The 26,028-nt window shown below is 70.6% G+C and carries 13 protein-coding genes; 5 read left to right on the top strand and 8 right to left on the bottom strand.

Features of this window, described 5'->3' with window-relative positions:
* Positions 1-34 precede the first annotated feature (34 nt).
* On the top strand, positions 35-268 hold the full coding sequence (locus GTZ93_RS03950; RefSeq protein WP_120579186.1) for a hypothetical protein: 234 nt from the start codon (positions 35-37) through the stop codon (positions 266-268).
* Here the strand turns inward: GTZ93_RS03950 and GTZ93_RS03945 are convergent, their stop codons facing one another.
* On the bottom strand, positions 269-718 hold the full coding sequence (locus GTZ93_RS03945) for a nuclear transport factor 2 family protein (RefSeq protein ID WP_161662646.1): 450 nt from the start codon (positions 716-718) through the stop codon (positions 269-271).
* Entirely contained in the window at positions 699-9,335 is an 8,637-nt protein-coding gene (locus GTZ93_RS03940; protein ID WP_139921131.1) for a non-ribosomal peptide synthetase/type I polyketide synthase, read from the bottom strand. Before GTZ93_RS03940 ends, GTZ93_RS03945 begins: the two co-directional genes overlap by 20 nt.
* Positions 9,336-9,421: 86 nt before the next feature.
* Between GTZ93_RS03940 and GTZ93_RS03935 the strand changes: the two genes are divergently transcribed.
* Complete coding sequence (locus tag GTZ93_RS03935; RefSeq protein ID WP_139921129.1) at positions 9,422-9,958, top strand: metal-dependent hydrolase; 537 nt, start codon at positions 9,422-9,424, stop codon at positions 9,956-9,958.
* A gap of 32 nt (positions 9,959-9,990) precedes the next feature.
* On the top strand, positions 9,991-11,736 hold the full coding sequence (locus tag GTZ93_RS03930) for a carboxypeptidase regulatory-like domain-containing protein (RefSeq protein WP_139921127.1): 1,746 nt from the start codon (positions 9,991-9,993) through the stop codon (positions 11,734-11,736).
* Between the two features lie 6 nt (positions 11,737-11,742).
* Here the strand turns inward: GTZ93_RS03930 and GTZ93_RS03925 are convergent, their stop codons facing one another.
* Complete coding sequence (locus tag GTZ93_RS03925; protein ID WP_139921125.1) at positions 11,743-12,546, bottom strand: glutaminyl-peptide cyclotransferase; 804 nt, start codon at positions 12,544-12,546, stop codon at positions 11,743-11,745.
* 59 nt (positions 12,547-12,605) lie between these two features.
* Positions 12,606-13,067: a response regulator gene (locus tag GTZ93_RS03920; protein ID WP_120579191.1), complete on the bottom strand. Its 462-nt coding sequence runs from the start codon at positions 13,065-13,067 to the stop codon at positions 12,606-12,608.
* A 440-nt stretch (positions 13,068-13,507) separates the two neighbouring features.
* Here GTZ93_RS03920 and GTZ93_RS03915 point away from each other — a divergent pair, with 440 nt between their 5' ends.
* Positions 13,508-15,022 (top strand): Do family serine endopeptidase, encoded by a 1,515-nt coding sequence (locus GTZ93_RS03915; protein WP_139920894.1) that lies wholly within the window; start codon positions 13,508-13,510, stop codon positions 15,020-15,022.
* Between the two features lie 54 nt (positions 15,023-15,076).
* Here the strand turns inward: GTZ93_RS03915 and GTZ93_RS03910 are convergent, their stop codons facing one another.
* Positions 15,077-15,829: an immunity 52 family protein gene (locus tag GTZ93_RS03910; protein ID WP_139920892.1), complete on the bottom strand. Its 753-nt coding sequence runs from the start codon at positions 15,827-15,829 to the stop codon at positions 15,077-15,079.
* Positions 15,830-15,841: 12 nt separating this feature from the next.
* Positions 15,842-17,428: a Tox-REase-5 domain-containing protein gene (locus tag GTZ93_RS43200; protein WP_276528806.1), complete on the bottom strand. Its 1,587-nt coding sequence runs from the start codon at positions 17,426-17,428 to the stop codon at positions 15,842-15,844.
* Positions 17,429-17,785: 357 nt separating this feature from the next.
* On the opposite strand from GTZ93_RS43200, the gene GTZ93_RS03900 reads away from it, so the two are divergent.
* Positions 17,786-21,703, top strand: a complete 3,918-nt coding sequence (locus GTZ93_RS03900) for a serine/threonine-protein kinase (protein ID WP_180946133.1) — start codon at positions 17,786-17,788, stop codon at positions 21,701-21,703.
* 28 nt (positions 21,704-21,731) lie between these two features.
* On the opposite strand, the gene GTZ93_RS03895 is transcribed toward GTZ93_RS03900, so the two are convergent.
* Together GTZ93_RS03895 and GTZ93_RS03890 are read right to left on the bottom strand one after the other, a co-directional pair.
* A complete protein-coding gene (locus tag GTZ93_RS03895; protein ID WP_139920888.1) occupies positions 21,732-23,549 on the bottom strand; it encodes an OPT/YSL family transporter in 1,818 nt (605 codons plus the stop codon).
* Positions 23,546-25,810, bottom strand: a complete 2,265-nt coding sequence (locus GTZ93_RS03890; RefSeq protein WP_167547882.1) for a PAS domain S-box protein — start codon at positions 25,808-25,810, stop codon at positions 23,546-23,548. Before GTZ93_RS03890 ends, GTZ93_RS03895 begins: the two co-directional genes overlap by 4 nt.
* Positions 25,811-26,028: the final 218 nt, after the last annotated feature.

Raw genomic sequence — 26,028 nt, 5'->3', positions numbered from 1 at the left:
CTTCCTTCCGGGTGTCAGTTAGGAAGATGTGGCCATGGATGTGAAGGATGCCACCGTGCAGGCGGCGCTGCTTCAAGCTTGTGACGACGCGGGACTGCCCCAGTCCCTGCGGGGCTGTGTGTATCCATTGCTGAGGGATCCGGAGGGCGACTGGGCTCCCTGCTGCGGCGGGGGCTGCATGCCATGTACGTCCACGCTGGCGGACGTGGCGCTGCGCACGCTGGAGCTGCTGGGCACGCCGCGACGCTCTCCGCTGCCTCCGGGGTAATCAGCGGTACTTGTGGTCCACCAGCACCTCCGTGCGCGGAAGCGACCAGTGCACCTGGACCATCCGCCACTCGGTGCCCCGGCGTTCGAAGGCGCAGGCCACGCGGATGCCCTCGAAGGTGACGGGCCTGCCGCCCGCCACCAGGGCGATGTCCATCGCGGGCACCGTGAGACAGGCCATCGTGGAGGGCGGTGCGCCCCCGTGCCAGCGCTGCTCCGAGCGCAGCGTCACGCGGATGTCGCGCAGGCTCCCGAACTGGGTACGGAAGGAATGCTCCACCTGCGCCCAGCCGCTGAAGTGGAGGTTGGAGTGCGTGCCCACGACCACGATGTCGTCGTCGTGCCAGAACAGCTCGGACAGGGCCTCCAGGCTGCCCCGCTCGTAGGCCTCCACGAACGCGGTGAAGCGCCGTGAGAGCTCCGCCTTCCATTCATCCCGCGTCGAGGTCATCACGCTCCCCTCCCCTTCCCGCTGTCAGCTGCTCACGGATGAGCCGCGCCACCTCCGCCACGTGGGGTTCCTCCATGACGGTGAAGTGGTTGCCGCGCACGTCGTGGGACTGGAACGAAGCGGTCGTCAGCGCCTTCCACCAGGCCGCCGCATGCGAGTCCAGCACCGCGTCCCGCTCCGTGGCCCGCAGGTACACGAGCGGCACCGCGTGGCGTCCCGGCGCGTACGCGGCGATGGCCTCGTTGGTGGCGAGCACCACGTCGCGCAGCCGCGTGTCGAGCTCCATCGCCGTCCGCAGCCCGTCCGCCGCGCGCGGGGAGATCTCCTGGAACGCGTCGATGAGCCGGAGCACGTCTCCCACGCTCCGGATGTTCAGCCTGTGCGAGTCGTCCACCGTCACCGTGTCGATCTGGATGACCCCCGCCACGGAGTGGCCCCGCTTCAGCAGCTCGACCGCCATCTCGTAGGCGATGACGCCGCCCGAGGAGTGGCCGCCCAGCCAGAAGGGGCCCTGGGGCTGGAAGGTCAGCAGTTCGTCCACGTACGCGCGGGCCATCGCGGACACGTCGCGGTAGAGCACCTCACCGGGCTCCAGCCCCGATGCGCGGAACGCGTGGACCGGCGTGTCCGAGCCCAGCTGCTTCGCCAGCGGCAGGTACGTGTAGACGGTGCCCCCGATGGGCTGCACCAGGAAGAGCGGTGTCCGTCTACGCCGTCCCTCCTGGAGTTCCATCCGGAGCGGTGCCTCCTTGGTGAGTGGCCGCCCCGTACGCTCCAGCTCGTCCTGGACCGCTCGCACCCATGCGCCCAGCGTCGGGTGTTCCAGCACCGCGTGCAGTGACAGGCTCACCGACAGCCGCGTCTTGAGTTCACGGTTGAGCTGCACGACCAGGAGCGACGTGCCGCCCAGCTCGAAGAAGTGGCTGTCCGGCGTCAGCGTGTCCACGCCGAGCAGCTCCTTCCAGAGTGCTTCCATGGAGGCGTGGACCTCTTCACGGCTGAGCGGCCGGGGCTCGTTCGTGACTTCAGGCCGAGGCAGCCGTGGCGTCTTCTCCGCCAGCGAGTACCGCTTGCGCTCGAAGGGATACGTCGGCAGCACGACGCGCCTGCGCGGGCCGCTGCCGCGCACCATGCCCCAGTCCACGGAGAAGCCCGCGGACCAGAGCTGTCCCACGGCATGGAGCAGGGCCTGTTCATCACTCTCCGGTGGATGACGCCGTCCCGTAGACACTCCGAGCGTGTGCAGCACGAGCCGCTCCCGCCCTACCCGGTGGTTCAACAGCGTCAACGCTGAGAGCGTCTGTCCCGGTCCCACCTCCACGAACAACCGCTCGCGGTCCTCCAGCAGCAGCTCCAGCCCCGAGGAGAACCGGACCGTGTGCCTCAGGTGACGGGCCCAGTACGTGCGGTCGTGCGCGTCGTCCGCGGTCAGCCAGGTGCCCGTGACGTTGGAGATGAGGGGAATCGCCGGGGACTTCGGGCGCATCGACCTGGCCAGGTCCGTGAGCGGTTGCATCGCGGGCTCCACGAGCGCGGAGTGGAACCCGCTCGTGTTCGGCAACCGCTTCGTCCTCGCGCCCCGCTCCCGCAGCCGCGCCGCGAAGTCCTCCAACACCTCCAGCGCGCCGGACACCACGCACTGCCCGGGTCCGTTGACCGCGGCCAGGGACAGTCCGGGTGGCAGCGCCTGCGTGAGCACGCCTTCCGACAGGGGCACGGCCAGCATGCCGGACGGTGGCAGTGCATCGCAGAGGCGGCCGCGCAGCGCGACCAGCGACACGGCCTGCTCCAGTGACAGGACGCCGGAGAGACACGCGGCGGCGTATTCCCCAAGGCTGTGGCCCAGGAGGCTCGTCGGGTGGAGACCCCAGGCCCCCAGCAGCCGCGACAGCGCGTACTCCGTCGTGAAGATGGCGGCCATGCCCAGCGAGGGTGCTCGCAGCGCTTCCTCCGCCTTTGCTCCGCGCTCGTCGGTGAGCAGCACGGCACGAAGGTCGCGCTCCATCTCCGGACCGAAGAGGGCGGCGCATGCATCGAAGGCCTCGCGATACGCCGGAGCGCGCCGGTACCACGCCGCACCCATGCCCGCCTCCTGGGTGCCCGTCCCCGGGAACAGGAAGCACACTTCAGGATACGGGGACGAAGCGGGCTTCACGGGCCCGTCCCGCCGGAGCTTCGCGATGGCCTCCGCGGGTGTCTCGCACGCGATGGCGCGCCGGTATCCGAACGCCGTCCGTCCCTCCTGCAACGTGTACGCGACGTCCGCCAGGGGCTGCTCCGGATGCCGTTCCAGATGATCCGCGAGCCGCCGCGAAGCCGCGTTCAATGAATCCCCGCTCCGCGCTGAGAGCACCAGCACTTCCGCCGACGTGCTCACGTCGACGGTGGGCGCGGGGCGTGCCTCTTCGAGGACGACGTGCGCATTCGTTCCTCCAATGCCAAACGCGCTGACGCCCGCGAGACGTGGGAAACCCTCAGGCAGGGACCACGGCCGCCCTTCGCGACTCACGACGAAGGGCGAACGCTCCAGGCCCGCTTCCGGATGGGGCTGCTCGAAGTGGACGGTGCCCGGGAGGAAGCGGTGCTCCAGGGCCAGCGTCGTCTTGATCAACCCCGCCACCCCGGCCGCCGAGTCCAGGTGCCCCACGTTGCTCTTGAGCGCCCCCAGGACCACCGCGGGCTCCGACGCCTCACGGGCTCCGAAGGCGAGCCGCAGCGCCTGGACCTCCAGCGGATCGCCCAGTGGCGTCGCCGTGCCGTGGGCTTCGACGTAGGTGATGTCACGAGCGGCAACGCCCGCGTCGGCGTGTGCTCGTGTGATGACGTCGCGCTGGCCCTCCACGCTCGGGGCGGTGAAGCCGACCTTGGCGTTTCCGTCGTTGTTGATGGCCGAGCCCCGGATGACGGCATGGATGGAGTCTCCATCCCGAAGCGCATCCTCCAGGCGCTTGAGCACCACGATGCCCACGCCGCTGGAGGGCACCGTCCCCTGCCCCTTCGCGTCGAAGGGACGGCAGTGTCCATCCGGAGAGGTGATGCCACCTGCCTCGTGGAGGTAACCGGACGGACCGGACGCGAAGAGGGAGATGCCTCCCGCCAGGGCCACATCGGATTCGCCCGCGCGCAGGCTCTGGCAGGCCAGGTGCACGGCCACCAGTGACGTGGAGCAAGCGGTCTGAACCGTGAGCGCGGGCCCACGCAGGCCCAGTTGATACGCCGTCGCGGTGGCGAGGAACTGCCACGGATTGCCCAGGATGGACCGGTACGCCTCCGCGGCCACGGACAGCGAACGGAAGCGCGGCATCACCTGATCCAACCAGTAGCGCGGCACTCCCGAGCCCGCGAACAGCCCCGCCTTGCCGGGCAGCCGCTTCGGGTCGTAGCCCGCCGCTTCGAGTGCCTCCCATGCGCACTCCAGGAACATGCGGAGCTGCGGATCCGTCAGCCGCGCGTCGAGGGGGCTGTAGCCAAAGAAGGCGGCATCGAAGGATTCGACGTCCTCCAGCAGCCCGGAGGCACGGACATAGGAAGGGTCGTCCAGGAGCTGAGGATCTTCGCCCGCATCGAGCAGCGTCTCCCGGCTGAAGCGGGACAAGCCCTCACGGCCCTCCACCAGCAGCGTCCACAGCGCTTCGACGCTGGGTGCTCCCGGGAACCGCCCGGCCGTACCGATGATGGCGATAGGACCGGAGGAGCGCGCAGGAGTTCGTACGGGCTCCGGCGTCACCGGATGCACGTGGGATTCCGCGTCCAGGTGCCGTGCGAGGGATTCGATGGTTGGAAACTGGAACAGCGTGGCCATGCTCACGCGGATGCCCAGCTCCGACGCCAGCGCGGACTGGACCCGAGTGAGCAGCAGCGAGTTCCCACCCGCGTCGAAGAACCCCTCCTGCCTGCCGACGCGTTCCAGGCCGAGAATCCGGCACCAGATGCGCTCCAATGCCTTCTCACGCTCCGTGGACGCGGGCGCTTCAGGAGCAGCCTGGGCATTGACGGAAGGCAATGGCAGTGCGCCGCGGTCGAGCTTCCCCGTGGGCCCCATCGGGAACGCCTCCAGCAGCACCCACTCCCGGGGAACCATGTGTGGGGGAAGTGTTTCGCCCAGCGATTCCTTGAACGAAGGCGTCACAGCGGCATCCCGGGGGATGACGTAGCCCACCAGGTGCCGCTCTCCCGCGAGCAGCCGCGGTTCAACCACGGCGTCCCGGACATCGGGGTGCTTGCGCAACGCGGCCTCGATCTCGCCCAGCTCGATACGGAAGCCGCGCAGCTTGAGCTGGCGGTCGGAGCGCCCGTGGAAATCGATGCCGCCGTCCGGGCGATGACTGGCGATGTCTCCGCTCTTGTAGAGGCGAGCGCCCGGCTCCGAGCTGAAGGGATGCGGGATGAACCGCTCCGCGTCGAGTTCGGGGCGGTGCAGATAGCCGTGCGCCAGCCCCTTGCCTCCGATGTAGAGCGCGCCGCGCACGCCCACCGGGACCGGCATCAGGGTTTCATCCAGCAGGTAGACCTCGTAACCGGAGAGGGGTGTCCCGATGGGGTACGGGCCCTCGCCGGCCATGCACTCCACGGTCGTCGTGAAGACCGTGGCCTCGGTGGGCCCGTAGACCTGGATGAACCGGCGGCCCGGAGCCCACGTGTCCACGAGCCGCGCGGGAAGCTCCTCGCCTCCAATCGCGAGCGTCTTCAGGTCCGGAAGCGGCCGCCACGCCATGGAGCCCAGCGCAGACGGCGTGAACATCGCGGTGTGGATGCGCTGGGTCTCCAGGAAGTCCGCCAGCTCCTCACCGGCGGCCACGTCCTCCTGGGCCATGAGGTACAGCGTGGCGCCGGAGGAGAGCGTCGGGAAGATCTCCGCGACGGAGAAGTCGAAGCCATACCGCGCGCACTGCGCCACGCGCTGTCCCGGTGCGAAGCCGAAGTCCCAGGCCACGGTCTCCGTCAGGTGCGCCGCGCTCAGGTGGCTGATGCACACACCCTTGGGCTGACCCGTCGAGCCGGAGGTGTAGATGACATACGCGAGGTCATCCCCGGTGACGTGGACCCGTGGCGTGTCCTCCGGACCGCCGCGCACCTGCTCCAGCGCGACCACCGGGACGCCCGCACCGTCCATGAGCGCGAGCGTCGTCTCCTGCGCGAGGATGAGCCTCAGCCCCGCGTCCCGCACCGTGAACTCCAGCCGTGCCCTGGGATAGGCGGGGTCCAGCGGCACGTAGGCCGCGCCCGACTTCAATGCCGCCAGCAGGGCGATGATCAGCTCGAAGGAACGCTGGACACAGACGCCCACGAAGTCTCCAGGCCGGACGCCCTGGGAGATGAGGTGATGGGCCAGCCGGTTCGCCTCCGCGTTCAGCGTCCGGTAGCTCAGGGACCGTCCCTGGAAGACGAGGGCCGGCGCGTCTGGCGTGCGCTCCACCTGTGCTTCGAACAGGGGGTGCAGACAGTCCGAGTGCGACACGTCCCGCACGGGACCATGAGCCCAGGCGAGCACCTGTGATTGCTCCGCCTCCGAGAGCAGCGGCAACGCCAAGACCGGTTGCTCCGGGGCCTGTGCTGCCTCGCGCAGCAGCGTCACGAAGTGCTGACCCAACTGGTGGATCATCCAGGGCTCGAAGACGTCCAGCGCGTACTCCCACCGCACGGACATGCCGTCTGGCCGCTCATCCAGTTCGATGGAGAGGTCGAGCTTCGACGTCCCTGTGTCGACGTCGTGGGGCTCCACCCGCCAGTCCGACGCCGGCACCGCGATGCGCGGCTCCAGCGTGCAGCTCACCTGGAACAACGGGTTGGCGCCAGGGATGCGCGCCGGGTTCACCGCCTCCACGATGCGCACGAGCGGCGCGTCCTGATGTTCGAGCGCCTCCAGGCAGACGCGGCGCACCTGCGCCAAGAGGCCTCGTACGGTCAGCCCCTCGGAGAATCGCAGCCGCAGCGGCAGCAGGTTCACGAAGTGCCCGGAGATGGCCTGTGACTCCGCGCGGCTCCGCCCGGAGAAGGCACCGCCGACGATGAGGTCCTCCGCCCCCGAGTAGCGGTGCAGCAGCGCGCCGAACACGGACAGCATCGTCATGAAGAGCGAGGTGTCCTCTCCACGCCCCAGCGCCTTCACGGACTCCAGCAGGTCTCCGGGGATTCGCACGACGTGCTTGGCCCCGCGGAAGCTAGGGACCTGGGGGCGGGGATGCTGCATGGGGAGTTCCAGGTGCGGAGCCGCCGCGAGCGTCTGCTTCCACCAGTCCAGGTGCGATGCGATGGCCTCTTGGTAGCGGGCCCCCTGCTGCCAGACAGCGGCGTCGCCGTACTGGAGCGGCAGTGGCGGCAGCGAAGGTGCCTCCGCCAGGTAGAACCCGTGCAGTTCCTGGAGGAACGCCGCCATCGTGAAGCCATCCACGATGAGGTGGTGCATCACCAGGGCGAGGCGACTCTCCGCCGCGCTCAATCGCATCCACGTCGCACGCAGCAGCGGCCCATGCTCCAGGTCGAAGGACTCACGCGCCTCCTGGGTGGCCAACTGCAATGCCTTCGCGCTCCGCAGGCTTCCGGGCACGGCGTGCAGGTCCACACGTCGCAGGTGGAACTGCATGTCCGGATGCACGCGCTGGAACGGACCGTCCGGAGTGGAGCCGAAGGTCGTCCGCAGCACTTCATGCCGGGCGATGAGTGACCGGAACGCGCGCTCCAGCGCTTCGGGCTGGAGGTCACCGGGCAGATACAGCGTGAAGGGCTCGTTGTAGACGGCGCTCCGGGGTGCCAGCTGCTCCAGGAGCCACAGTTGCCGCTGGGAATCAGCCAGGGGCAGGGGCTGTGTCCGGTCCACCGGGACGATGGGTGGCACATCGATGCTTCGCATCGTTCCCCGTGCCGCTTCCACCGACCGCGCCAGCTCCGCGATGTTCGGACTGTCGAAGAGCGTCCGCACGGGCAGACGGACCGACACCGCCTGCTCCAGCCGTTCAATGAAACGGATCGCGAGCAGCGAGTCCCCGCCTGACTCCATGAAGCGGTCCTGCGTTCCCGCCTGCTGCGTCCCCAGGACCTCCGACCAGACGCGAGCAATCTCCTGCTCCAGCAGCGTGCGCGGTGTCTCCCCCTCCCCCGAACCAAAGCGCGGCACTGGAAGCCGCGAGGGGTCCACCTTGCCGCTGGCGTTGAGCGGCATGTGCTCCAGTGCCATGACCGCATGGGGAAGCATGAAGTCCGGCAGCTTCGTCCCCAGATACGCGCGCAGCTCCGCGTCCTCCACACCGCGCGGTGAGACATACGCGACGAGCCGCTTGTCGCCCGGGGAGACCTCGTGCACGCGGACCACGGCGTCACCGACTCGCGGGTGGGTGCGCAGGACGCTCTCAATCTCCGCCAGCTCGACTCGCGCGCCGCGGATCTTCACCTGGTGGTCCACCCGCCCCAGGAACTCCAGGTTGCCATCCTGGAGCCACCGCGCCCGGTCTCCCGTCCGGTACATCCGCGCCCCGGGCACGTCGCTGAACGGATCCGGCAGGAACCGCTCGCCAGTGAGGACGGGGCGGTTCAGGTAGCCCCGCGCGAGCCCCTCTCCGCCCAGGTACAGCTCCCCCACTTCGCCCACGGACAGCGGCTTCCCCGCGTCATCCAGGACATGCAGCTGGAGCCGCGCGAGCGGTCTGCCGATGGGAATGGACACGCCCGGCTCTGGAGGCGCGAGGAGCTCATACGCCGTCGCGGAGGTGGTGCACTCCGTGGGTCCATAACTGTTGAGCAGCCGCTGGGGCTTTCCCTTCGCCATGACTCGCGCCACCCACTTGGGGTCCAGCACGTCGCCGCCCACCATCAGGACACGGAGCCCACCGAACGCATCCGGGATGGCGGCGGCCAGTTGATGGAACAGCGACGTGCTCAGCACCGCGGCGGAGATGGCATCCCGCTGGAGCTTCGCCGCGAGGAGCGGAGGCGACAGCAGGGTATCCCGTGAAACCAGACACAACGTCGCGCCGTTCAGCAGCGCGCCCCAGACCTCCAGCGTCGAGGCATCGAAGGCATACGAAGCGGCCTGGAGGACTCGGTCCTCGCGCCGGAAGCCCATGAAGCCTTCGTCCAGCACCAGCCGCGCCACGCCCCGGTGCGGGATGCACACACCCTTGGGCCTGCCTGTGGAGCCGGACGTGTAGAGCACATACGCCAGCGAGTCCGGCCCCGCTCCGCTCTTCACGTTCACGGCATCCTGCGCCTCCAGAGGTTCATCCGAAGAGGGAGGCTCGACGGCGTGCCCCTGGAAGCGCAGCCCCTGGACCGCCTCACGCCGTCCGACGAGGACCCGCACCCCGGAGTCCGCCACCATCGCGGCGAGCCGCTCCGGAGGATGACTCGGGTCCAGAGGGAGATAGGCGCCTCCTGCCTTCAGGATGCCCAGCAATCCCACCACTGTTTCCGGTGTGCGCTCGGCGAGGATGCCCACGGGCTGGTCGAGCCCCACACCGAGCGCCTGGAGCCGCCGCGCCAGCCGGTTCGCGCGCCGGTTGAGCGTGTCATAGCGGAGCACACCGCCGTCAGAATGCAGCGCCACGGCCTCGGGTGTGTTTCGTGCGTGCGCTTCAAAAAGCGTGGCGATGCCCAGACGCGGGTGCGCGGAGATGGAATTCATGATGAGTCATTGCCCCCCACTTTCTCAACGCACTGCCCCGGGAACCTTCGCCGTGGCCCCGGCATGCCGTACGCTAGTGCACACCCATGAATCCCATCGTCCACGCCGAATTGTCCTGGCTCCTCTCGCAAGGCCTGCGCGAACGGCGTGACCGCATCCTGGTCACCTGCGCGGGACTCGCGCCGGACCTGGATGGTTTGTCATTGCTGGCGGGTGAAGAGCTTTATTCGCGTTATCACCACGTGATTTTTCATGGCTACGTGGGAGCGCTCGTCACCATGGCGGTGTGTACGGCGCTGGCGCGGCAAAGAGCAGCGGTGGCCCTGCTGTCGGTGGCTGCGTTCCACGGTCATCTGCTGTGCGACCTCGCCGGCAGCGGGCCGGACTGGCCCATCCACTACCTGTGGCCCACGAGCATGGAGCCGTGGTCATGGTCCGGGCAGTGGAACCTGGGCTCCTGGCAGAACACGCTCATTGGACTGGCCGCGACGCTGGCGTGCCTGGCGTGCGCCCTGCCCTTCCGGCGGACCGCGCTGGAGTTGCTGTCACCGCGCTGGGACGCGGAGGTGGTCCGGACCGTGCGGCGGCGTTTTTCCAGACAGGCTGATTCGCAAGCCCATTGAGCTGAAGGCAGACGCGGCCCCAGAATGCAGCCATGGTCCTGATGGGTCTGGGAATGCTGCTCGTGGGGGTGATGGGCGTGGCCGTGGAGGCGGAGGACACCACGGTCACCGTCTACAAGGACCGGACGCTCGTGGAGCGGACCACCACCGTGAACCTGGCTGGCACGGAGCGCGTCGTGTGGCCGCTGCTGACGGGAGACGTAGAGCCCACCGCGGTTCGCGTGGAGGCGGAGGGCGCCGAGGTCCAGCAGTTCGAAGTGCGTCCCACCTATGTCCCCGCATTCACCGCCGAGCAGGCCCGAGCGGCCATGGACGCCGTGGCCCCGCCCGCGCCCCCAGGCACGGAGCGGGCGTACGACGCCAAGAGGGAGGATGCGAGAGTCGCGCTCACCGTCCTCGCCTCGAAACCCTCGCCTCCTGCGCTGGAGGTGACAGCTACCCTGAAGGGCGAAGGGGCCGTGAAGGTGGTGCTCCGCCATTTCCTGCCCAAGGCCTCCGTGCACTACCGGGTGGCGCTGGCCGTGCAGGACCCGCCATCCCAGGTGGAGGCGACGTTCCAGGGGCAGATCCTCCAGCGCACGGGCACGGACTGGAAGGATGCGCTCGTCCAGCTCGACGTGAACCAGGGCGCGCCCTCCTTCGAGTCCCTCCGTCCCCTGCCGGTGGTGCTTCAGCAGCCTGACGCGCTGGAGGAGGAGGCCCTCCTGCGGCGCCAGATGTTCGAGCGCGGGGGGTGGTCCACCCTCCCGGTCTGGAGCGCGAAGGCCCTGCAACAGCGGGCTGCACCCGTGAGCCTCAGCGGCAGGGTCGTGGACGTGAACACAGGCGCCCCCCTGAAGGACACGGTGGTGAGCGTCCTCACCAGCCGTCTCCAGACAGAGGAGGTGTTTGCATTCACGGACGTGCGCGGCGAGTACCACCTCTCCAACCTCCCCCCCGCCCCCGCTGGCTACCGGTTGCGATTCGGGCGCGAGGGCGCCAGCGTGCAACTGTACGAGGCCGTTGCCGCTCCCGCCGGCGCGACCATGCGTTTCGATGAACAACTCTGGACGGGCGCCGGGCCGAATCCGGAGCCATCGTCACCGCTGACGTACGGGTGTTACATCGGGAACTCACCGCAGGAGCTCGCGTATATCGATTTCATGGTCGCGGGAGTGGGACCGACTGAGCTCCTGCCGATTCCTCCCCCTCGGGATTTCGCGCGGGAGGGGGACACTTCCCAGAAGGATCCGATGCCTCCCGGGCGCCTCGTCGCGCCCGGACGACACACGCTGCGGGATGGGACCTCGCCGCGCGTCCCCCTCATCACCGAGCACTGGCCCATGACGCTCCACCGCCAGGTCTTCCCCGCGCAAGACCCGGCCACCTACCTCATCGCGGAGGTGAGACCTTCCTCGCTGGGAGAACTCGTCATGTATCGCTACGTCCACCCGCTCGTGGACGGCAAGCCACGCACGCTGCTGAAGCTGACCCCGCTGCGGCCAGACAACACCTTCACGCTCCCGCTCGGCACCGACCCGAAGGTCCAGGTCGTGCGGACCGTGCAACGCGCTCCCGTGCAATGGAATGCGCGCGAAGTTCACGACGTCACCGTGCAGGTGCCCAACCCGTATCCCGTGCCCATGAGCGTGCGCGTGCTGGACACCTGGCCTCAAGGAAGCCGGCTCGTCCGCGCCACGCCCGGTGCCCAGCGGGATGACACCACGCGAGGACTGACGTGGGACCTGAAGGTGCCACCGTCCAGCACGGGCACCGTGTCCTTCCAATACTCGCGCTGACGTGCGCTACGGCGTGGCGGCGGGCCCCACCAGCGTCACTTCGAAGAGGTCGGGCCACAGCTTGCCGGTGAGGAACAGGCGGCCGGTGCCGGGCTCCAGCGCGATGCCGTTGAGCACCGCCTCGTAGCTGCGCACCCGGCCTCGCACCGCCTGCGCCAGCGCCGATGCGTCGATGACCGCCAGCACGCGGCCCGTGGCGTAATCAATCTTCAGGATGTTGTTGGAATGCCAGACGTTGGCGTAGACGCCGTCCTCCGCGCACTCCAGTTCGTTGAGCATCTCCTGCGGCACACCCTGCAACATCACCTGCACCTGGGACTTCACGTGGAAGTCCTTCGGGTCGTGGAAGCGCAGCGTGGACGTGCCGTCGCTGCGCACCAACTGGCCCTGCCAGTAGCACAGGCCCCAGCCCTCGCCGTCGTACTCCACCTGCTTCTCCTGCGCGGGCGGCGCGCCGTTCCACACGAAGAGCGTCTCGTCCTGCCAGGTGAGCTGGTACAGCCGCTGCCCGTCGCTCGCGAGCCCCTCTGGGAACACGTCCGGCATGGGCTGCTTCCACAGGGGCGCCGCCTGCTCCAATGAGATGCGGCGCAGGTCGCCCTTCTCACCGGTGCTCTCGTAGAGCTGGCCCTGGTGGAACTGGAGCCCCTGCGTGAAGGCCGTGGGGTCGTGCGGGTAGGTGTGGACGATGTGCGCCACCAGCCTCTGGGGCTTGACCTCCGGAGTGCCCGCGTCCGGCGTCTGGCGCTGCGTGGGCGCGCATGCCAGGCACAGGAGCGACAACGACAGGGACCAGGGGAGGCGGCGCATGGGCTTCCTTGCGACAGGCATTGCCGCGCCACCTTAGCGCGCCATCACCCGGGGTGGCGTCACTCGCGTGTCACCGCGAGGGCCACCTCCACCGCGCCTCGCAGCTCGTCCATGTCGAACGGCTTGTTGAGCACACAGGCAGCCCCCAGGCGCAGGGCCTCGCGGTGCAGGTGCACGTCGCCGAAGGCGGTGATGAGGATGACCGGCGTGTTCCACTGCTCGCGCCGCAGCCGGGCGAGCACCTCCAGGCCCGTGAAGCCCGGCATGCGCACGTCCGTGATGATGAGGTCGGGCGCGCGCGACTCCTCCGCCGTCAGCCCTTCAATGAGGACGCGCACCAGGTCCGGCCCGTCCGACGCCTCCACCACGTCATAACCGCGCCGCACCAGCATCTTGCGGATGAGCGTGCGCATCTCCGTCTGATCATCCGCGACCAGGATGCGAGGAGGCCTCGCGGGCTCCGAGTGGGGGTCTTCCCAGGCCGCGCCGCGCGCGACTCCTTCTGATTGCTCGTGCACCATGGGCGTGAACTCCTGGAGGGGTTGAAGGTGCCGCGGCGGCGACGCTCGCGGGGGGACCTTTCGCTCCATGAGCATCCGCCGTGCCATGTCCGGCGGGAGCCACGGGGGTGGGGTGTGGGGCACGCCGCCCCCGGGCGAAATGCCCCGGTTGGGGCACTTTGCCCCGCGCCCTGGGGCCTTCTGGGGCCCGGTTCCCCTCTGAAGGGGGGTTCTGGAGGGGTTGGCCCACGGACTGCAATGGAGTCCCGGCGTCGGACCGGATGCGGGGCTTCCTCCAAGAGCTCCCTTCAGGCAGCTGGGCCACCGGTGGCTCCCGGTGTCGCTGGTGGAACGGGACCGCTGCCTCCTTCCCAGGGTGCCCACCGCATCCGGTTCGACTCTTTCTTTCCCATCTCCGACCGGAAGGCCTTCTTCCGGCCGCCACTCAAGGAGAACGCACGATGGTCCGCACGCTTCCGTCCCGCCGCCACCTTGCCCGCGCACTCACGCTGATGCCCCTGGTCGCCCTGGGGGCCTGCAAGCCGGCCGCGGACGTGGCGCCCCCCGCCCGACCCACGCTGTCGTTGAAGACAGCCACCACGCCCTCGGGCGCGAAGGTGGAGCCGGCGGTCTATTCACCCACGCCCGGGTCTCCCGGCGCGCTCATGTCGCTGGCGCCGCTCGTGGACACGGTGAAGGGCGCGGTGGTGAACGTGGAGGTGCAGGCCCGCGCCCGCCCCGCGATGGGCGGGATGATGCAGGGCCTGCCCCCCGGCCTCGCCGAGCGCTTCGGAATGCAGGGCAGACAGAATCCCTTTGGCGAGGGCGGCGCGCCCTCGAAGCAGGGGCTGGGGTCGGGCTTCGTCATCGACCCGTCCGGCCTGGTGCTCACGAACAACCACGTGGTGGAGGGCGCGGACACCGTCCGGGTGAAGCTGGAGGACGGGCGCTCGTTCGAGGCGGAGGTGCTGGGCCGCGACGCGCTCACGGACGTGGCGCTCATCCAGTTGAAGGGCGTGTCCGGGAACCTGCCGTTCGTGAAGCTGGGGGATTCGGATGGCCTGCGCGTGGGCGATCCGGTGATGGCCATTGGCAATCCGTTCGGGCTCGCGTCGAGCGTGAGCGCGGGCATCCTGTCCGCCCGGGCGCGCGACATCCACGCGGGTCCTTACGACGACTTCCTGCAGACGGACGCGGCCATCAACCCGGGCAACTCCGGCGGCCCGCTCTTCAACATGAAGGGCGAGGTGGTGGGCATGAACACGGCCATCATCGGCGGCGCGACGGGCATTGGCTTCGCGGTGCCCGCGAACCTCATCCAGGCGCTGTTGCCACAGCTCCAGGAGACGGGCGTGGTGCGCCGGGGCTGGGTGGGCCTGGCGGTGCAGGACCTCACGCCGGAGCTGGCGCGCGCGCTGCGCGTGGACGCGGCGAAGGGCGCGGTGGTGGCCGGAGTCAGCGCGGGCGGCCCCGGTGCGAAGGCGGGCCTGCTCGAGGAGGACATCATCACGTCCGTGGGCGAGCGCGCGGTGGACTCCGCCGGGTCGCTGACGCGCGCGGTGGCGCTGCTCAAACCGGGCAGCGAGGTGAAGGTGAGCCTGGTGCGCGGCGGCAAGGCGATGGAGGTGCCGGTGAAGCTGGGCACCCGGCCGACTCAGCGGGGTGAGGAGGAGATGACGCCTCGGGACGCGACGCCCGCGCCCCTGTCGAAGCGGATGGGCCTGCGGCTGTCGGAGGCGCAGGACGGCAGCGGCGGCGCGCAGGTGGTGGCGGTGGAGTCTGGCAGCCCCGCGGAGCGCGCGGGCCTGGCGCCCGGGATGGTGCTGACGCAGGTGGGTGACCAGAAGGTGTCTGGTGTCGCGGAGGCGGCGCAGGCCCTGACGTCCGCGGAGCCGGGAGCCGCGCTGCTCTTGCGCGCACGGGTGCCTGGACAGGATGGGTCGTTGCTGCGTGCGATTGAAGTGCCGCAGCGGTAGGGCTGTTGTTGTTGGCGCGCTCCGCCGGCCGGGGTGGAGCGCGCCGTTTCTCTTTCAGCGGGTCTTGATGAGCCCGGCCCGGGTGAGCAACTCGCGCACGCGCCGGGCCAGCGCCACGTGTTCCGGGTTGGCCACGGTGAAGCGCTCCGGGGTCAGGACGATGAGCGTGCCCTTGTCCTCCACGGGTTCGATGCGCACGGGCGCGGGCAGTGGGGGCACGGTACCGCGCTGCTTGGAGAAGTAGGTCACCCAGCCGACCCGAGCGTTGGTCCTGTTGTCTGGATCATCCAGTTCCCGATGGTGCTCGGACATCGCCGCGATCCATTCCGGCTCCCAGGCAGCCACCATGCCGCGCATCACGGCCTCCAGCGAGGAAGGGGTCAACACCCGCTCCGCGGTCGGTCCTTCGAATGGGAGGGACAAGAGGCAGTTGTTGGGACTGGGGTCGTCGAAGGCTCCGCATTTGATGCTCAGGCGTGCGTCATCGGAGGCGGCACCTCCGTTGAGGAAGACAACGCGGAGGCCCAGTTCCTCGATAACGGGTCCTCGGCCCTCACGGTTGACGCCCCGCCGGAACAAGTCCGTGAGCACTGACACGTCGGGCGGCATCAATGACAGCTTCTGCGTGCCCTTACGGGAACGGATGGACTTGTACCAGTGGGCCAGGAGCGGATCGCATGCGGCCAGGAGCTCCAGGAAGACCGCCGCACGACGCGCGCACGCTTCTGGCGACTCCCGACGTGCCCCCCAGTAGGCACCCACAAAGAAGCTATCCGGGTAGGCCTGGGGCTTGGACTCGGTGGTCAAGGGGTCCTCTGCTCAACGTGCCGGAGTGTGAATGACTTCGATCCCGTCGATACCATCGCGCTTGAGCAGTCTCCGAATAGCACCCGCCGCTTTCTTCTCCGCGACATGCCACTCAATGCGGACTCCCATGTTCCGCGTCTTTCTCCACTGCCGCCCCGCTTGTTCCCGGAGCTGCCTGGCCCCCGTTTCCTCGAACCAGCCCTTTGGCGCCAGGCTTTCCTGGAACTTGTTCGCGTAGCCGGGTCCCTTGGCCTCCCGTAGCACTCCGTCCCAGAAGCCGTCGAACTTCACGCCGCCGCTGTTCCTCCCCACTCCACCGACCCAGTAGGCCTCGTCCGCTGAGTGCCCGGAGATCTGCTCCTGGTAGCGCCGGGCCCGCGCGGACATCGACTCCTCGGCTGGCCCCCACTTTCCTGGCTCGGCTGGAGCCGGTGTCGCGTTGGCCTTCTGGAGGACGATGGCCGCCCCGGATCCTCCACTCAGCACCGCCGCCGCGCGTCCCACGGGCACCGCGACGCGCTCGACACTGAGCAGTCCCTCCGCGGACACCGCGAGCACGGGCACGGTGGCCTCCACTCCCGCCGCTGCTCGCGTCAACGTGCGCGTCGTCACCGAGGCCGTGCCCCACAGTGTGATGACGTTCGTGGTCAGCCGCGCGGCTTCGCGGATCTGCTCGCCCTCCGTCATGTACCGGAAGCGCTCCCAGTACGCGGGCGATGACGCGATGAGCGCCGCCACGCCCTGCGGGAGATGGCGCAGGCTCGCGAAGCTGTCCGTGGGATGGGACAGGAGCTGTCCCATGCCGTGGTACAGCTCCACGAACGCGTCCTCCGCGCCATCCAGGGAGCGGCTGAGGACATCCGCGTCGTCGTACACCTCCGCGAGCGGGCGCCAATCCACAGCACGCAGCTGTGCATCGACGCTTCGGAAGACACCGCCCTTGCCGCTGTAGAAGCGCCCCAGCTCGAAGTTGCCCGCGCGGAAGGTCCCGTCCTTCCACTGCACGGTCCCCACCTTCTGCTGCGTGCGCCCATCGAGCGCCCAGGCCAGGTACCCGTCCGGCCGCAGCACCGCCACCTGCTCCCGGACGAAGCGCTCCACCCGGCGCACCAACTCCTCGCGCGACACCGCGCCGCCTTCCAGCACCTCGCGCAGCACGAAGCCCGCCGCCATGCGCGGCGGATACGTGCCTGGCGTCACCGGCTTCTCCATCAGCCGGTTCAGCACCTCCGCCGCGTCCTCGGGCGTGAAGGGATTGCGACGGACCGGCGGCTCCTCCAGCCCGGCGCGCAGCAAGAGCTTCTCGAACGCGTCCACCTCCAGCAGGCCCAGCTCCACCGCCTGCAGCGTCCGCTCCTCCGCGCTCCCGATGAGCACCGTTCCCGGAGGCAGGCGCACCGGAGCCTCATCCCCTACCGTGCCGCCCGCGCCCTCGGACGCAGCGCCCCCATGCAGCGGTGCCGGCGATGCGCTGTGGTAGCGCGCGTAGCCGTGCAGCCCCACCGGCAACGAACGGGCTCGTCCTCCCGCGCAACCCACCAGCCCGGCCATGAGAATCAGGCACAGCCACTCGCGCCTTGGCGACTGAATCCCTTTCATGCCTGTTCCTCCTGTTGAACAGGGCTATCAGGGACTGCTGACATCCTTGCCGCGATGCGGTGTGAATTGACGCAGCCGGTGCGCGGTCGACCCTCTGACTCGCTGGCTGCCCCGGATGTCCGGTGTCGCGCGGTTCACGGGGCGTGGCGGCCTGGAAGCCCTCCGGCCTTCTGACTGATGCTTCACGTGTCCGTCGAATGACCGACTCTGGTGGTTCGGAAATCACGGCGGCGCTGGCATAGAGTGACGCTCGTGCCGCGTTGCCTCACATGCGGGCGGCGTTGGGAGGGCTCTCATGCGCCATGCCCGCCCGGCGTCTCGCCTCCCGTCGCTCCGCCATCCGATGCCTCGCTCGTCGTGCCCGACGTCCCGGGCTACCGCTGCGAGAAGGTCATCGCGCGCGGTGGCTTCGGCGTGCTGCTGGCCGCGCACAAGCGCGCCGCCGACGGCACCGAGGGTGAACGCATCGCGCTGAAGCTGGCGCGGCCCGGCATCGCGCTCGCGGAGGCGCAGCTGGCCCGTGAGGCGGAGGCCCTGCGCGTCATCGGGCCTCCCACCGTGCCCGCGCTCCATGCCGTGGGCACGCTGCCCGGCGGACAGCGCTTCGTGGACATGGAGTACGTGCCGCTGCCCACGCTGGCGGACTGGCTGGCCCGGGTGTCCGGGCCCATGTCGCCGCAGGAGTTCGGGCCTCGCGCCAACGCGCTCCTGGAGGCGGTGGCCGTCGTGCACGCGCACGGACTGGTGCACTGCGACCTCAAGCCCGAGCACGTCTTCCTGGACGACGCCCACAAGCGCGCCCGCGTCTTCGACTTCGGCCTGGTGCAGCGTCCGACCCCCGGTGTGCTCGCGGACGATGGCACTCCCGGCGACACGTCCTCCTTCGCCGGCACCGCCGAATACATGGCGCCCGAACAGTGCGCCGGCCACGCGGTCCTGGACGCGCGCACGGACGTGTACGCGCTGGGCGTCATCCTCTACGAGCTCATCGCGGGCCGTCCGCCCTTCTTCGGCTCGCTCACGGAGGTGCTCCAGGCGCACCTGTCGCTGCGGCCTCCGCCTCCTTCGGAGTACGCCCCGGTGGCGCCGCCCGTGGAGGAGGTCGTGCTGCGCTGCCTGGCCAAGGAGCCCGCGCGCCGTCCCCGCGACGCCGCCGCCGTGGCCCAGGCCCTGCGCGCGGCGCTGGACCACGCGGGCCAGTCCGCCGTGCAGCCCGCGCCCCGGCTCACCCTGCTGCCCGAGGTGCGCCCCGCCCAGACGCGCCGCTCGGTGGCGGTGCTGTTCACCTTTTCGCGCGCCAACCCCGTGGCGATGCAGAAGGCCCTGACCGCCTACGGAGGCCACATGGCCTTCGCGGAGGGCGAGCGCTTCGCGGGCGTCTTCGACCCCGACGTGGGAGAGAACCCCGTGCGCCGCGCGCTGCGGGCCGCCGAAGGACTGGCCGAGCGGGGACTCGCCCCGGTGTCCATCGTCGACGTGGCCAACGTCACCGTGCAGCGCCGCCGCGACGGCGCCCCCCGCTACCTGGGCGCCATCTTCGCGCGCGAGGAGCGCTACCCCCACCTCGTGGAGCTGCGCGGGCCCCTGCTCTCCCCCGCCGCCGCGGAGGCCGTGCCGGAGGTGCCGTGCCTGCCGGTGGCGGGACGGTCCGGGCTGATGCGCCCCGCGCCCTCGGGCGCCGCGCCCCGGCCGGACGCCACCGTGCTGCAGATGGGCAGCGCGATGCTGGTGGGCCGCGACGTGGAGCTGGAGCAGCTCCTGGAGAGCGCCCGGTCCGCGGTGACGGACGCGGCGCCCACCATCGTCACCGTGCGCGGCGACCGGGGCCACGGCAAGAGCCACCTGTCCTCCACGCTGAGCCTGCGCCTGCGGGCCGCGCTGCCGCACGCGCGCGTCCACTCCCTGCGCGCGCGTGAGCCCGTGCAGGGCGACCCGGAAGGCACGCTGCGCACGCTGTTGCGCGTGGCGCTGCACGGCTTCGACCGCGACGACACCGACACGCAGGAGGATGGCCGCACCGCCATCCTCGACCGGCTGGGCACCCGGCTGGGCATGGAGCTGTGGCCGGGCGTGGCCGCGACGCTCGGGTGGTACGCGCCGGGCGGGCCGGAGCTGCACAGCTGGGCCGCGGCTCCTGGCGCGCTGCGCTCGCTGGCCATGCGCGCCACGGGCGAGCTGCTGGCGGCGCACGCCCGCGAACGGCCCCTGTGCCTCATCGTGGACGACGCGCACTTCGCGGAGGAGACCGCGCTGGACGCGTTGGAGTACGCGGCGCTCGCGGAGACGCGCGTGCCGCTGTGGATCTGCGTGCTGGTGCGCCCGGGCTTCGAGCAGAGCCGTCCGGCGTGGAGTGCCCGCGCCGCGCGCCAGTTGGACCTGCCCCTGTCCGGCCTGGCCCCGGGCGACGCGCATGCCCTGTGCCGCGCGCTGCTCAAGCCGGTGGAGAACGTGCCCGCGCAGGCGGTGGAGCGCATCATCGAGCGCGCGCAGCGCGTGCCCCTGTTCCTGGTGGAGCTGGTGCGCGGCCTCAAGCGTCAGGGGCTGGTGCGTCAGCGCGCGCCGGGCGGCAACTGGTACCTCGTCACGGATGAACTGGACCGCCTGCCGGAGCTGCGGCTGGTGGAGTGGCTGGCGGACCGCGAGCTGGGCGCGCTGCCTCCGGCGCTCGCCGCGCATGCCCGACTGTGCGCGCTGCTGGGCGCGACCTTCACCGGCACGGCGGCGGACGGCGTGGTGCGCGAGCTGGAGCGCGACGGAGCGGCTTCCCAGTTCCCGCTGGACACGGGGCATGCGACGCGGCGGCTCCTGGACCTGGGGCTGCTGGTGGAGCACCGCTCGGAGGGACTGAGCTTCCGCAACGAGTTGGTGCGCGAGGCCGTGGTCGCGGGCCTGCCCGCGGAGGAGAAGGCGCGCATCCACCACGCCGCGTACCGCCACTACCTGAGCCCGGCGGGCGCGCAGGAGCGCCAGCGGCTGGCCCGGCTCGCGCTGCACGCCGCGTCGGGGGGCCTGCGCGACGAGGCGGCGGCGCTGACCATCGACATCGCGGAGTCCGCGCGCGGCCGTCACGCGTACCTGGACGCGGAGGCCATGTACACGCGCGCCCTGGAGCTCATCGAGCCCGAGGACGAGCTGCGCAGGCTCACGGCGCTGCGGGGCCGGGGCCTGATGCGCTACCGCATCGGCCGGTACGAGGACTCGCTCACGGACTTCGCCATCGCGCGCGAGCGGGCGCGGAGCGTGGGGGATGCGCGCGCGGAGGTGGAGCTGCTGCTCGACGAGGCGGTGGCGCTCGACTGGGTGAACGACTACGCGCGCAGCGAGGCGCGGGTCCAGGAAGCCAAGCAGCTGACGGAGACGGTGACGTCGCCCTACGTGCAGGCGCGGCTCCTGCTGGCGCTGGGCCGCACGCAGTTCCGCAAGGGCGAATGGATGGACTCGCTCATGACCCTGGAGGCCGCGGCGGAGCGGGCGCGGAAGCTGGGCGACGCGGGCTACGAAACGCTGGTCGTCTCCCTGCTCCTACTGGTGGCCATCCTGCCGAGCCTGGGCGACATCGACGCCGCGGAGCGCGTGCTGGACGAGCTCATCTGCGCGTGCACGGAGCGCGGAGACCGCTTCCACCTGGGCTCGGCCATCAACAACCGCCGCAACCTGCGAGTGGCTCGGCGCGACCTGACGAACGCGCTCAAGGACCAGGAGCGCTTCATGCAGCTGGGGCGCGAGCTGGGCGTGGTGGGCTGGGAGTACTTCGCCGAGTACAACCTGGGCGAGCTGTACTACCAGGCGGGCGACGTGGAGGCCGCGGCCCCGCACATCGCGCGGGCCATCGTGCTGGAGCGCCGGCATCCGGAGGTGGCGCACCGTCCCTGGGCGCTGCTGCTCCAGGCGCGGGCCATGGCGTGGACGGACAGGCACGACCGGGCGCGCGACCTGCTGGAGCAGGTGCGGCAGGCGATGGCGACCAACCGGCACGGCGTGAACCTCAGCCCGTCGGAGGAGGTGCTCTTCTCCATGGTGGAGCTGGCCTCGAAGGACGCGACCGTGGAGGAGTGGCACGCGCTGCGCGAGCGCTCCGCCCAGGCCTCCGTGGAGCAGGAGCCGCTGGAGGTCCTGGAGATGATGGGCCTCGCGGCCTGGCGCCGAAGCGACTTCGCGGAGGCGATGCTCGCGCTCGGAGAAGCGCTGGCGCGCGCGGCGCACATGCCGAACCTGATGGAGGACCGCATCCGCCGCTCACTGGAGCGGGTGCGGGACCTCACGCCCGCGGCGTAGCGACGCCGCCGGGAACCCGGGGCTTTCGCTACACCGACCGCGAGAGCGCCGTCGTCGCCGCGATGAGCAGTCCCATCAGCGACTCGCCCACCAACGCACCGGAGCCCAGCGCGGGCACGTGCGCGTCCGTGGCCTTGGGCGACCACCTCCGCGCGAGCGCCGCCATCCCCGCGCCCAGGCACAGCGTCACCGCGAAGTACGCGGGCGTGAGGAAGCCGATGCCCATGGCCACCGGCGACGGCAGCCACCGCGCCGCGCGGCCCTTCGCGGCCAACGTCAGCAGCGCACCCACCGCGCAGCCCACCAGCGCGCCCCAACCCGCGTACGGGGGCAGGCCCGCCAGGCCTCGCACGGACACCTCCGCCACCGCCCGGAACTGCGCCGCCGCCGGCACCGGCAACGCCGCGGTTCCCAACCCGTACGCGTCCACCAGCAGCAGATAGGCCGGCACCGACACCAGCGCGCCTACCGCCACGCCCACCAGCTGCGCGGCGAGCTGCCGTGAGGCCGACGCCCCCAGCAGGTGCCCCGCCTTCAACGACCACAGGCTCACGCCAATCTGCGCCGACGCGTTCGCCACCACCGAACCCGCCGCCACGTTGGTCGACAGCTCGCCGGGCCGCACCACGCCGAAGACGACCTGCGTGAGGTTTCCCATCTGGCTCACCGGCGACACGTCCGTCTGCCCCGCGCCTCGCGCGCACACCGCGCACAGCGGCACCAGCAGCGCGAGCGCCAGCAGCATCGACGGAACGCCCAGCCCGAACAGCACCCGGCCCAACACCACCGCCAGCACGCACGCCACCGCCGCCACGCCCAGGCTCCACCGGGGCAGCCCGCCCCGGCTCGTGCCCACCGAGCGCAGGTCCTTCGCCGCGCCCAGGAAGTCCCGCGCCTGCGCCGCCAGCGACACCACCGCCGCGCCCAGCATCAATCCCACGCCGGGCCACATCAGCCACGCGGACAGCGGCTCGTACCCCGCGCCCGCCACGACGCTCGTGCCCAACAGCCCCGGCGCGAGCACGCCCCACGCCAGCCCCGAGCCCAGCAGCATGCTCAGCGCCAGCTGCAGGCCCGTCATCATCCCCACCGCCAGCAGCATGGGGCTCATCCCCACGCCCCACGTCAGCGCATCCAGCCCGACGCCACCCACGCGGCCCGGCAGCGCCACCATCCCCGGCAGCCACCCGCGCGAATCACGCATCCACGTGAGCGCCATCGCCACCACGCCGGCGCCCACCAACGTCCGCCCCCTGCCCACGGGCGTGCTCCGCGCCTCCGAGGGCGAGGCCGCGTGCAGCGTGGAGATGAGCTCCGCCGTGGCGATGCCCGTGGGAAACGGCAGGGCTTCCTGCTCCAGCAGGCGCCGCCGGAGCAGCCCCGCCACCAGCACGCCCAGGACGCCGAGCACCACGCCCCAGGCCGCGATGCCCCAGCCCGGCACGCTCATGCCCAGGAAGGCCAGCGCCGGCAGCGCGCCCAGGAGCCCCGCCGACGCGGGCATCGCGCCCACCGACGACGCGGCCGTCTGCGTGAGGTTGTTCTCCAGCGGCGTGTACGGCACGCCCCGCTTGCGCCCATAGGCCGCCAGGCCACTGAACCCCAGCACCGTCGCGGTGATGGAGCCCGAGTCCCACCAGCCCGTCTTCATCCCCATGTAGAGGTTGGTGACGGCCAGCAGCGCGCCGATGAGCAGGCCCATCCCCAGCGACCGGGCCGTCCACTCCCGGCCCTCTGAAATCTCCGCCCCCGCGAACACCATCCTCACTGGCGCCACGGGGTCAGGGGCCTCCGGCTCCGCCGCGGCCTCTGGAGGAGCGGCGGGTTGCCCGGAGGAAGCGCTCATCGAGACGCCTCCGCCGAGCGGCCGACCAGTTCGCGCAGCTGCGCCAGGTCCAGCGGCTTGCTCAGCTTGAGGTTCGGCACGTCCCGCAGGAACGACGTGGTGCGCGGCGTGAAGGCTCCACCCGTCATGAACACCATGCGCCCCGCCTGCTCCGGCACCGAGCGCCCCAGCTCGAAGTACAGGTCCATGCCCGTCATCCCCGGCATCATCACGTCGCAGAGGATGAGGTCGAAGCGGCCGCCCTCGTTCACCAGCCGCAGCGCCGCCTGCGCGCTGTTCGCCGTGGACACCTCGTGCTCCGAGGCCAGCGAGCGCTGCAGCGCCACCGTCACGTTGGGCTCGTCATCCACCACCAGGATGCGCGCCCGCGCCCCCGCCGGCGCCGTCGCCGACAGCCGCGGGTAGAGGTCCACCTCGTGCGCCGCCGAGCGCAGCACCACGCGGAAGATACTGCCCTGCCCCGGCGTGCTCTCCGCGTGGATGGAGCCGCCCATGGACTCCACGATGCCGTGGCAGATGGACAGCCCCAGCCCCGTGCCCACGCCCACCGCCTTCGTGGTGAAGAACGGATCGAAGATGCGCCCCAGCACCTCCGGCGTCATGCCCACGCCGGTGTCGCGCACCTCCACCACCACCTTGCCCGTCTCGCCCGGACGGATGATGGCGCGAATCTCGTGCTCGGTGACGGAGGATGGATGCTCCGGAATGGCCTGCGCCGCGTTGAGCAGCAGGTTCAAGAACACCTGGCACAGCCGCGCCTCGCTCGCCTCCACCGCGGGGACGGGTTCAAATTCCGTCACGAGCCGCGCGCGGTGGCGGATGACGTTGTCCGCCATCTTGCACGCCAGCTCCACCGAGCGGCGCACGTCCACCGGCATGGGGCGCGACTCCTGCTCGCCGCGCGCGAAGACCTTCAGGTCCCGCACGATGGTCGCGATGCGCTCCGCGCCCTCCGTCGTCTCGCGCACCAGCTGCTGGATGGAGGCCACCGGCTCGGACGGGGCTCCTTGAGCCTCCAGCTTGTCCAGCCCCTCGCGGATGAGGTGCAGGTTCACCAGCATGTACGCCAGCGGGTTGTTGATTTCGTGCGCCACGCCCGCGCCCAGCGTGCCCACGCTGGCCAGCCGGTCCGCCACCACCAGGCGCGCCTGGAGCTGCCGGCGCTCGCTCAGGTCGCGGTGCACCATGATGTTCGCGATGATGCGCCCTTCCGCGTCGCGCAGCGGCACCACCACGGACTCGCAGACGCACGCCATGCCGTCCGCGCGCTTGAACTCCATCTCCCCGCTCCAGCGCCCGTGCACCTCCAGCGCGGTGAGGACGGCGCCCGTCAGCCGGTCCGGCTCACCGGGGTGCAGCACGCTGAAGAGCGTCTGTCCCATGGCCTCCTTGCGGCTGCGGCCGAACATCCGCTCCGCGCTGGTGTTCCAGTCGATGACCCCGCCCGCCAGGTCCGTGATGACGACGCCGTCGGAGATGCTCTCGAAGATGAGCGCCTGGCGGTGCAGCTCCTGCTCCGCCTGCTTGCGCGCGGTGATGTCCATCACCGTGCCCGTCACCCGCGCGGGCTGCCCCGACGCGTCCAGCAGCACATCGCCCTTGCACGAAATCCAGCGGTAGCCGCTGCCCGCGGGCTCGATGCGGTACTCCACGTCCACCTGCGAGCGCTGCTGCAGCGCCGTGGCCAGCCCCGCGCGAAGCCTGGGCAGGTCCGCCGGGTGCACCACCTCCTCCAGGTCCATGGCGCGGCCGGACAGCTTGCCCACGGCCAGGCCCAGGAGCCGGTCCACGTGCTCGCTCCAGGTCACCTGCCCCGTCTTCGCGTTCCAGTCCCAGATGCCCACGCGCGCGGCGGACAGCGCCTGCCTGAGCTGCTCCTCGCGCTGCTCCAGCACCTCGCGCCGGGAGAAGCGGAACACCGTCACCGTGCCCACCTGGAGCCGGTCGCCCTCCTGCAGCTCCGCGGTGGACACCGGCAGGCCGTTGAGGAACGTGCCGTTGGTGGACTCCAGGTCCGTGACGAGGCACGAACCGTCCGACTTGCGCTGGATGCGCGCGTGCTTGCGCGACACCCCGTGGTCGTCGATGCGCACCTCCGCTTCCGACCCGCGCCCGATGACGTGCTCGCCCGGCTCCAACCGGTACGCCTTGCCGATGGCCGCCGGCGTCGTGGTGCTGATGAGGATGAGGCACGCCCCGGTCGAGGACGGGGCCGTCACCGACTGGCCCGCACAGGTCGTGAGCTCGTCCACCAACGTCATCATGTATGCAAGCCCCCTGACGTCCCCCTGCGCTCGGGCTGGCAGTGTCCTCGCCGCCTGTCGTGCATGACGCCGCGCTCCGTTTGGGCCCGAAGTCCTGGCCCGGACCGCAACCATACCCCAACGGCTTCCAATGAACGTCCCCTCCCCCTTCAGGACAGGGACCCTGACTCCTGGTGAACGGCCAGGCAGGCAAGCAGGGCAGCCAACCCGGCACG

The organism is Corallococcus exiguus (assembly GCF_009909105.1).
GTDB lineage: Bacteria > Myxococcota > Myxococcia > Myxococcales > Myxococcaceae > Corallococcus > Corallococcus exiguus.
The sequence above is the reverse complement of the archived record's forward strand: the minus strand, read 5'-3'. Positions and strand labels throughout refer to the sequence as shown.

What these genes read in the sequence shown, in the direction of transcription:
- GTZ93_RS03950 (WP_120579186.1), top strand. Translation starts at nt 35, where the DNA reads ATGGATGTGAAGGATGCCACCGTGCAGGCGGCGCTGCTTCAAGCTTGT.
- GTZ93_RS03945 (WP_161662646.1), bottom strand. Translation starts at nt 718, where the DNA reads ATGACCTCGACGCGGGATGAATGGAAGGCGGAGCTCTCACGGCGCTTC.
- GTZ93_RS03940 (WP_139921131.1), bottom strand. Translation starts at nt 9,335, where the DNA reads ATGAATTCCATCTCCGCGCACCCGCGTCTGGGCATCGCCACGCTTTTT.
- GTZ93_RS03935 (WP_139921129.1), top strand. Translation starts at nt 9,422, where the DNA reads ATGAATCCCATCGTCCACGCCGAATTGTCCTGGCTCCTCTCGCAAGGC.
- GTZ93_RS03930 (WP_139921127.1), top strand. Translation starts at nt 9,991, where the DNA reads ATGGTCCTGATGGGTCTGGGAATGCTGCTCGTGGGGGTGATGGGCGTG.
- GTZ93_RS03925 (WP_139921125.1), bottom strand. Translation starts at nt 12,546, where the DNA reads ATGCGCCGCCTCCCCTGGTCCCTGTCGTTGTCGCTCCTGTGCCTGGCA.
- GTZ93_RS03920 (WP_120579191.1), bottom strand. Translation starts at nt 13,067, where the DNA reads ATGGTGCACGAGCAATCAGAAGGAGTCGCGCGCGGCGCGGCCTGGGAA.
- GTZ93_RS03915 (WP_139920894.1), top strand. Translation starts at nt 13,508, where the DNA reads ATGGTCCGCACGCTTCCGTCCCGCCGCCACCTTGCCCGCGCACTCACG.
- GTZ93_RS43200 (WP_276528806.1), bottom strand. Translation starts at nt 17,428, where the DNA reads ATGAAAGGGATTCAGTCGCCAAGGCGCGAGTGGCTGTGCCTGATTCTC.
- GTZ93_RS03895 (WP_139920888.1), bottom strand. Translation starts at nt 23,549, where the DNA reads ATGAGCGCTTCCTCCGGGCAACCCGCCGCTCCTCCAGAGGCCGCGGCG.
- GTZ93_RS03890 (WP_167547882.1), bottom strand. Translation starts at nt 25,810, where the DNA reads ATGACGTTGGTGGACGAGCTCACGACCTGTGCGGGCCAGTCGGTGACG.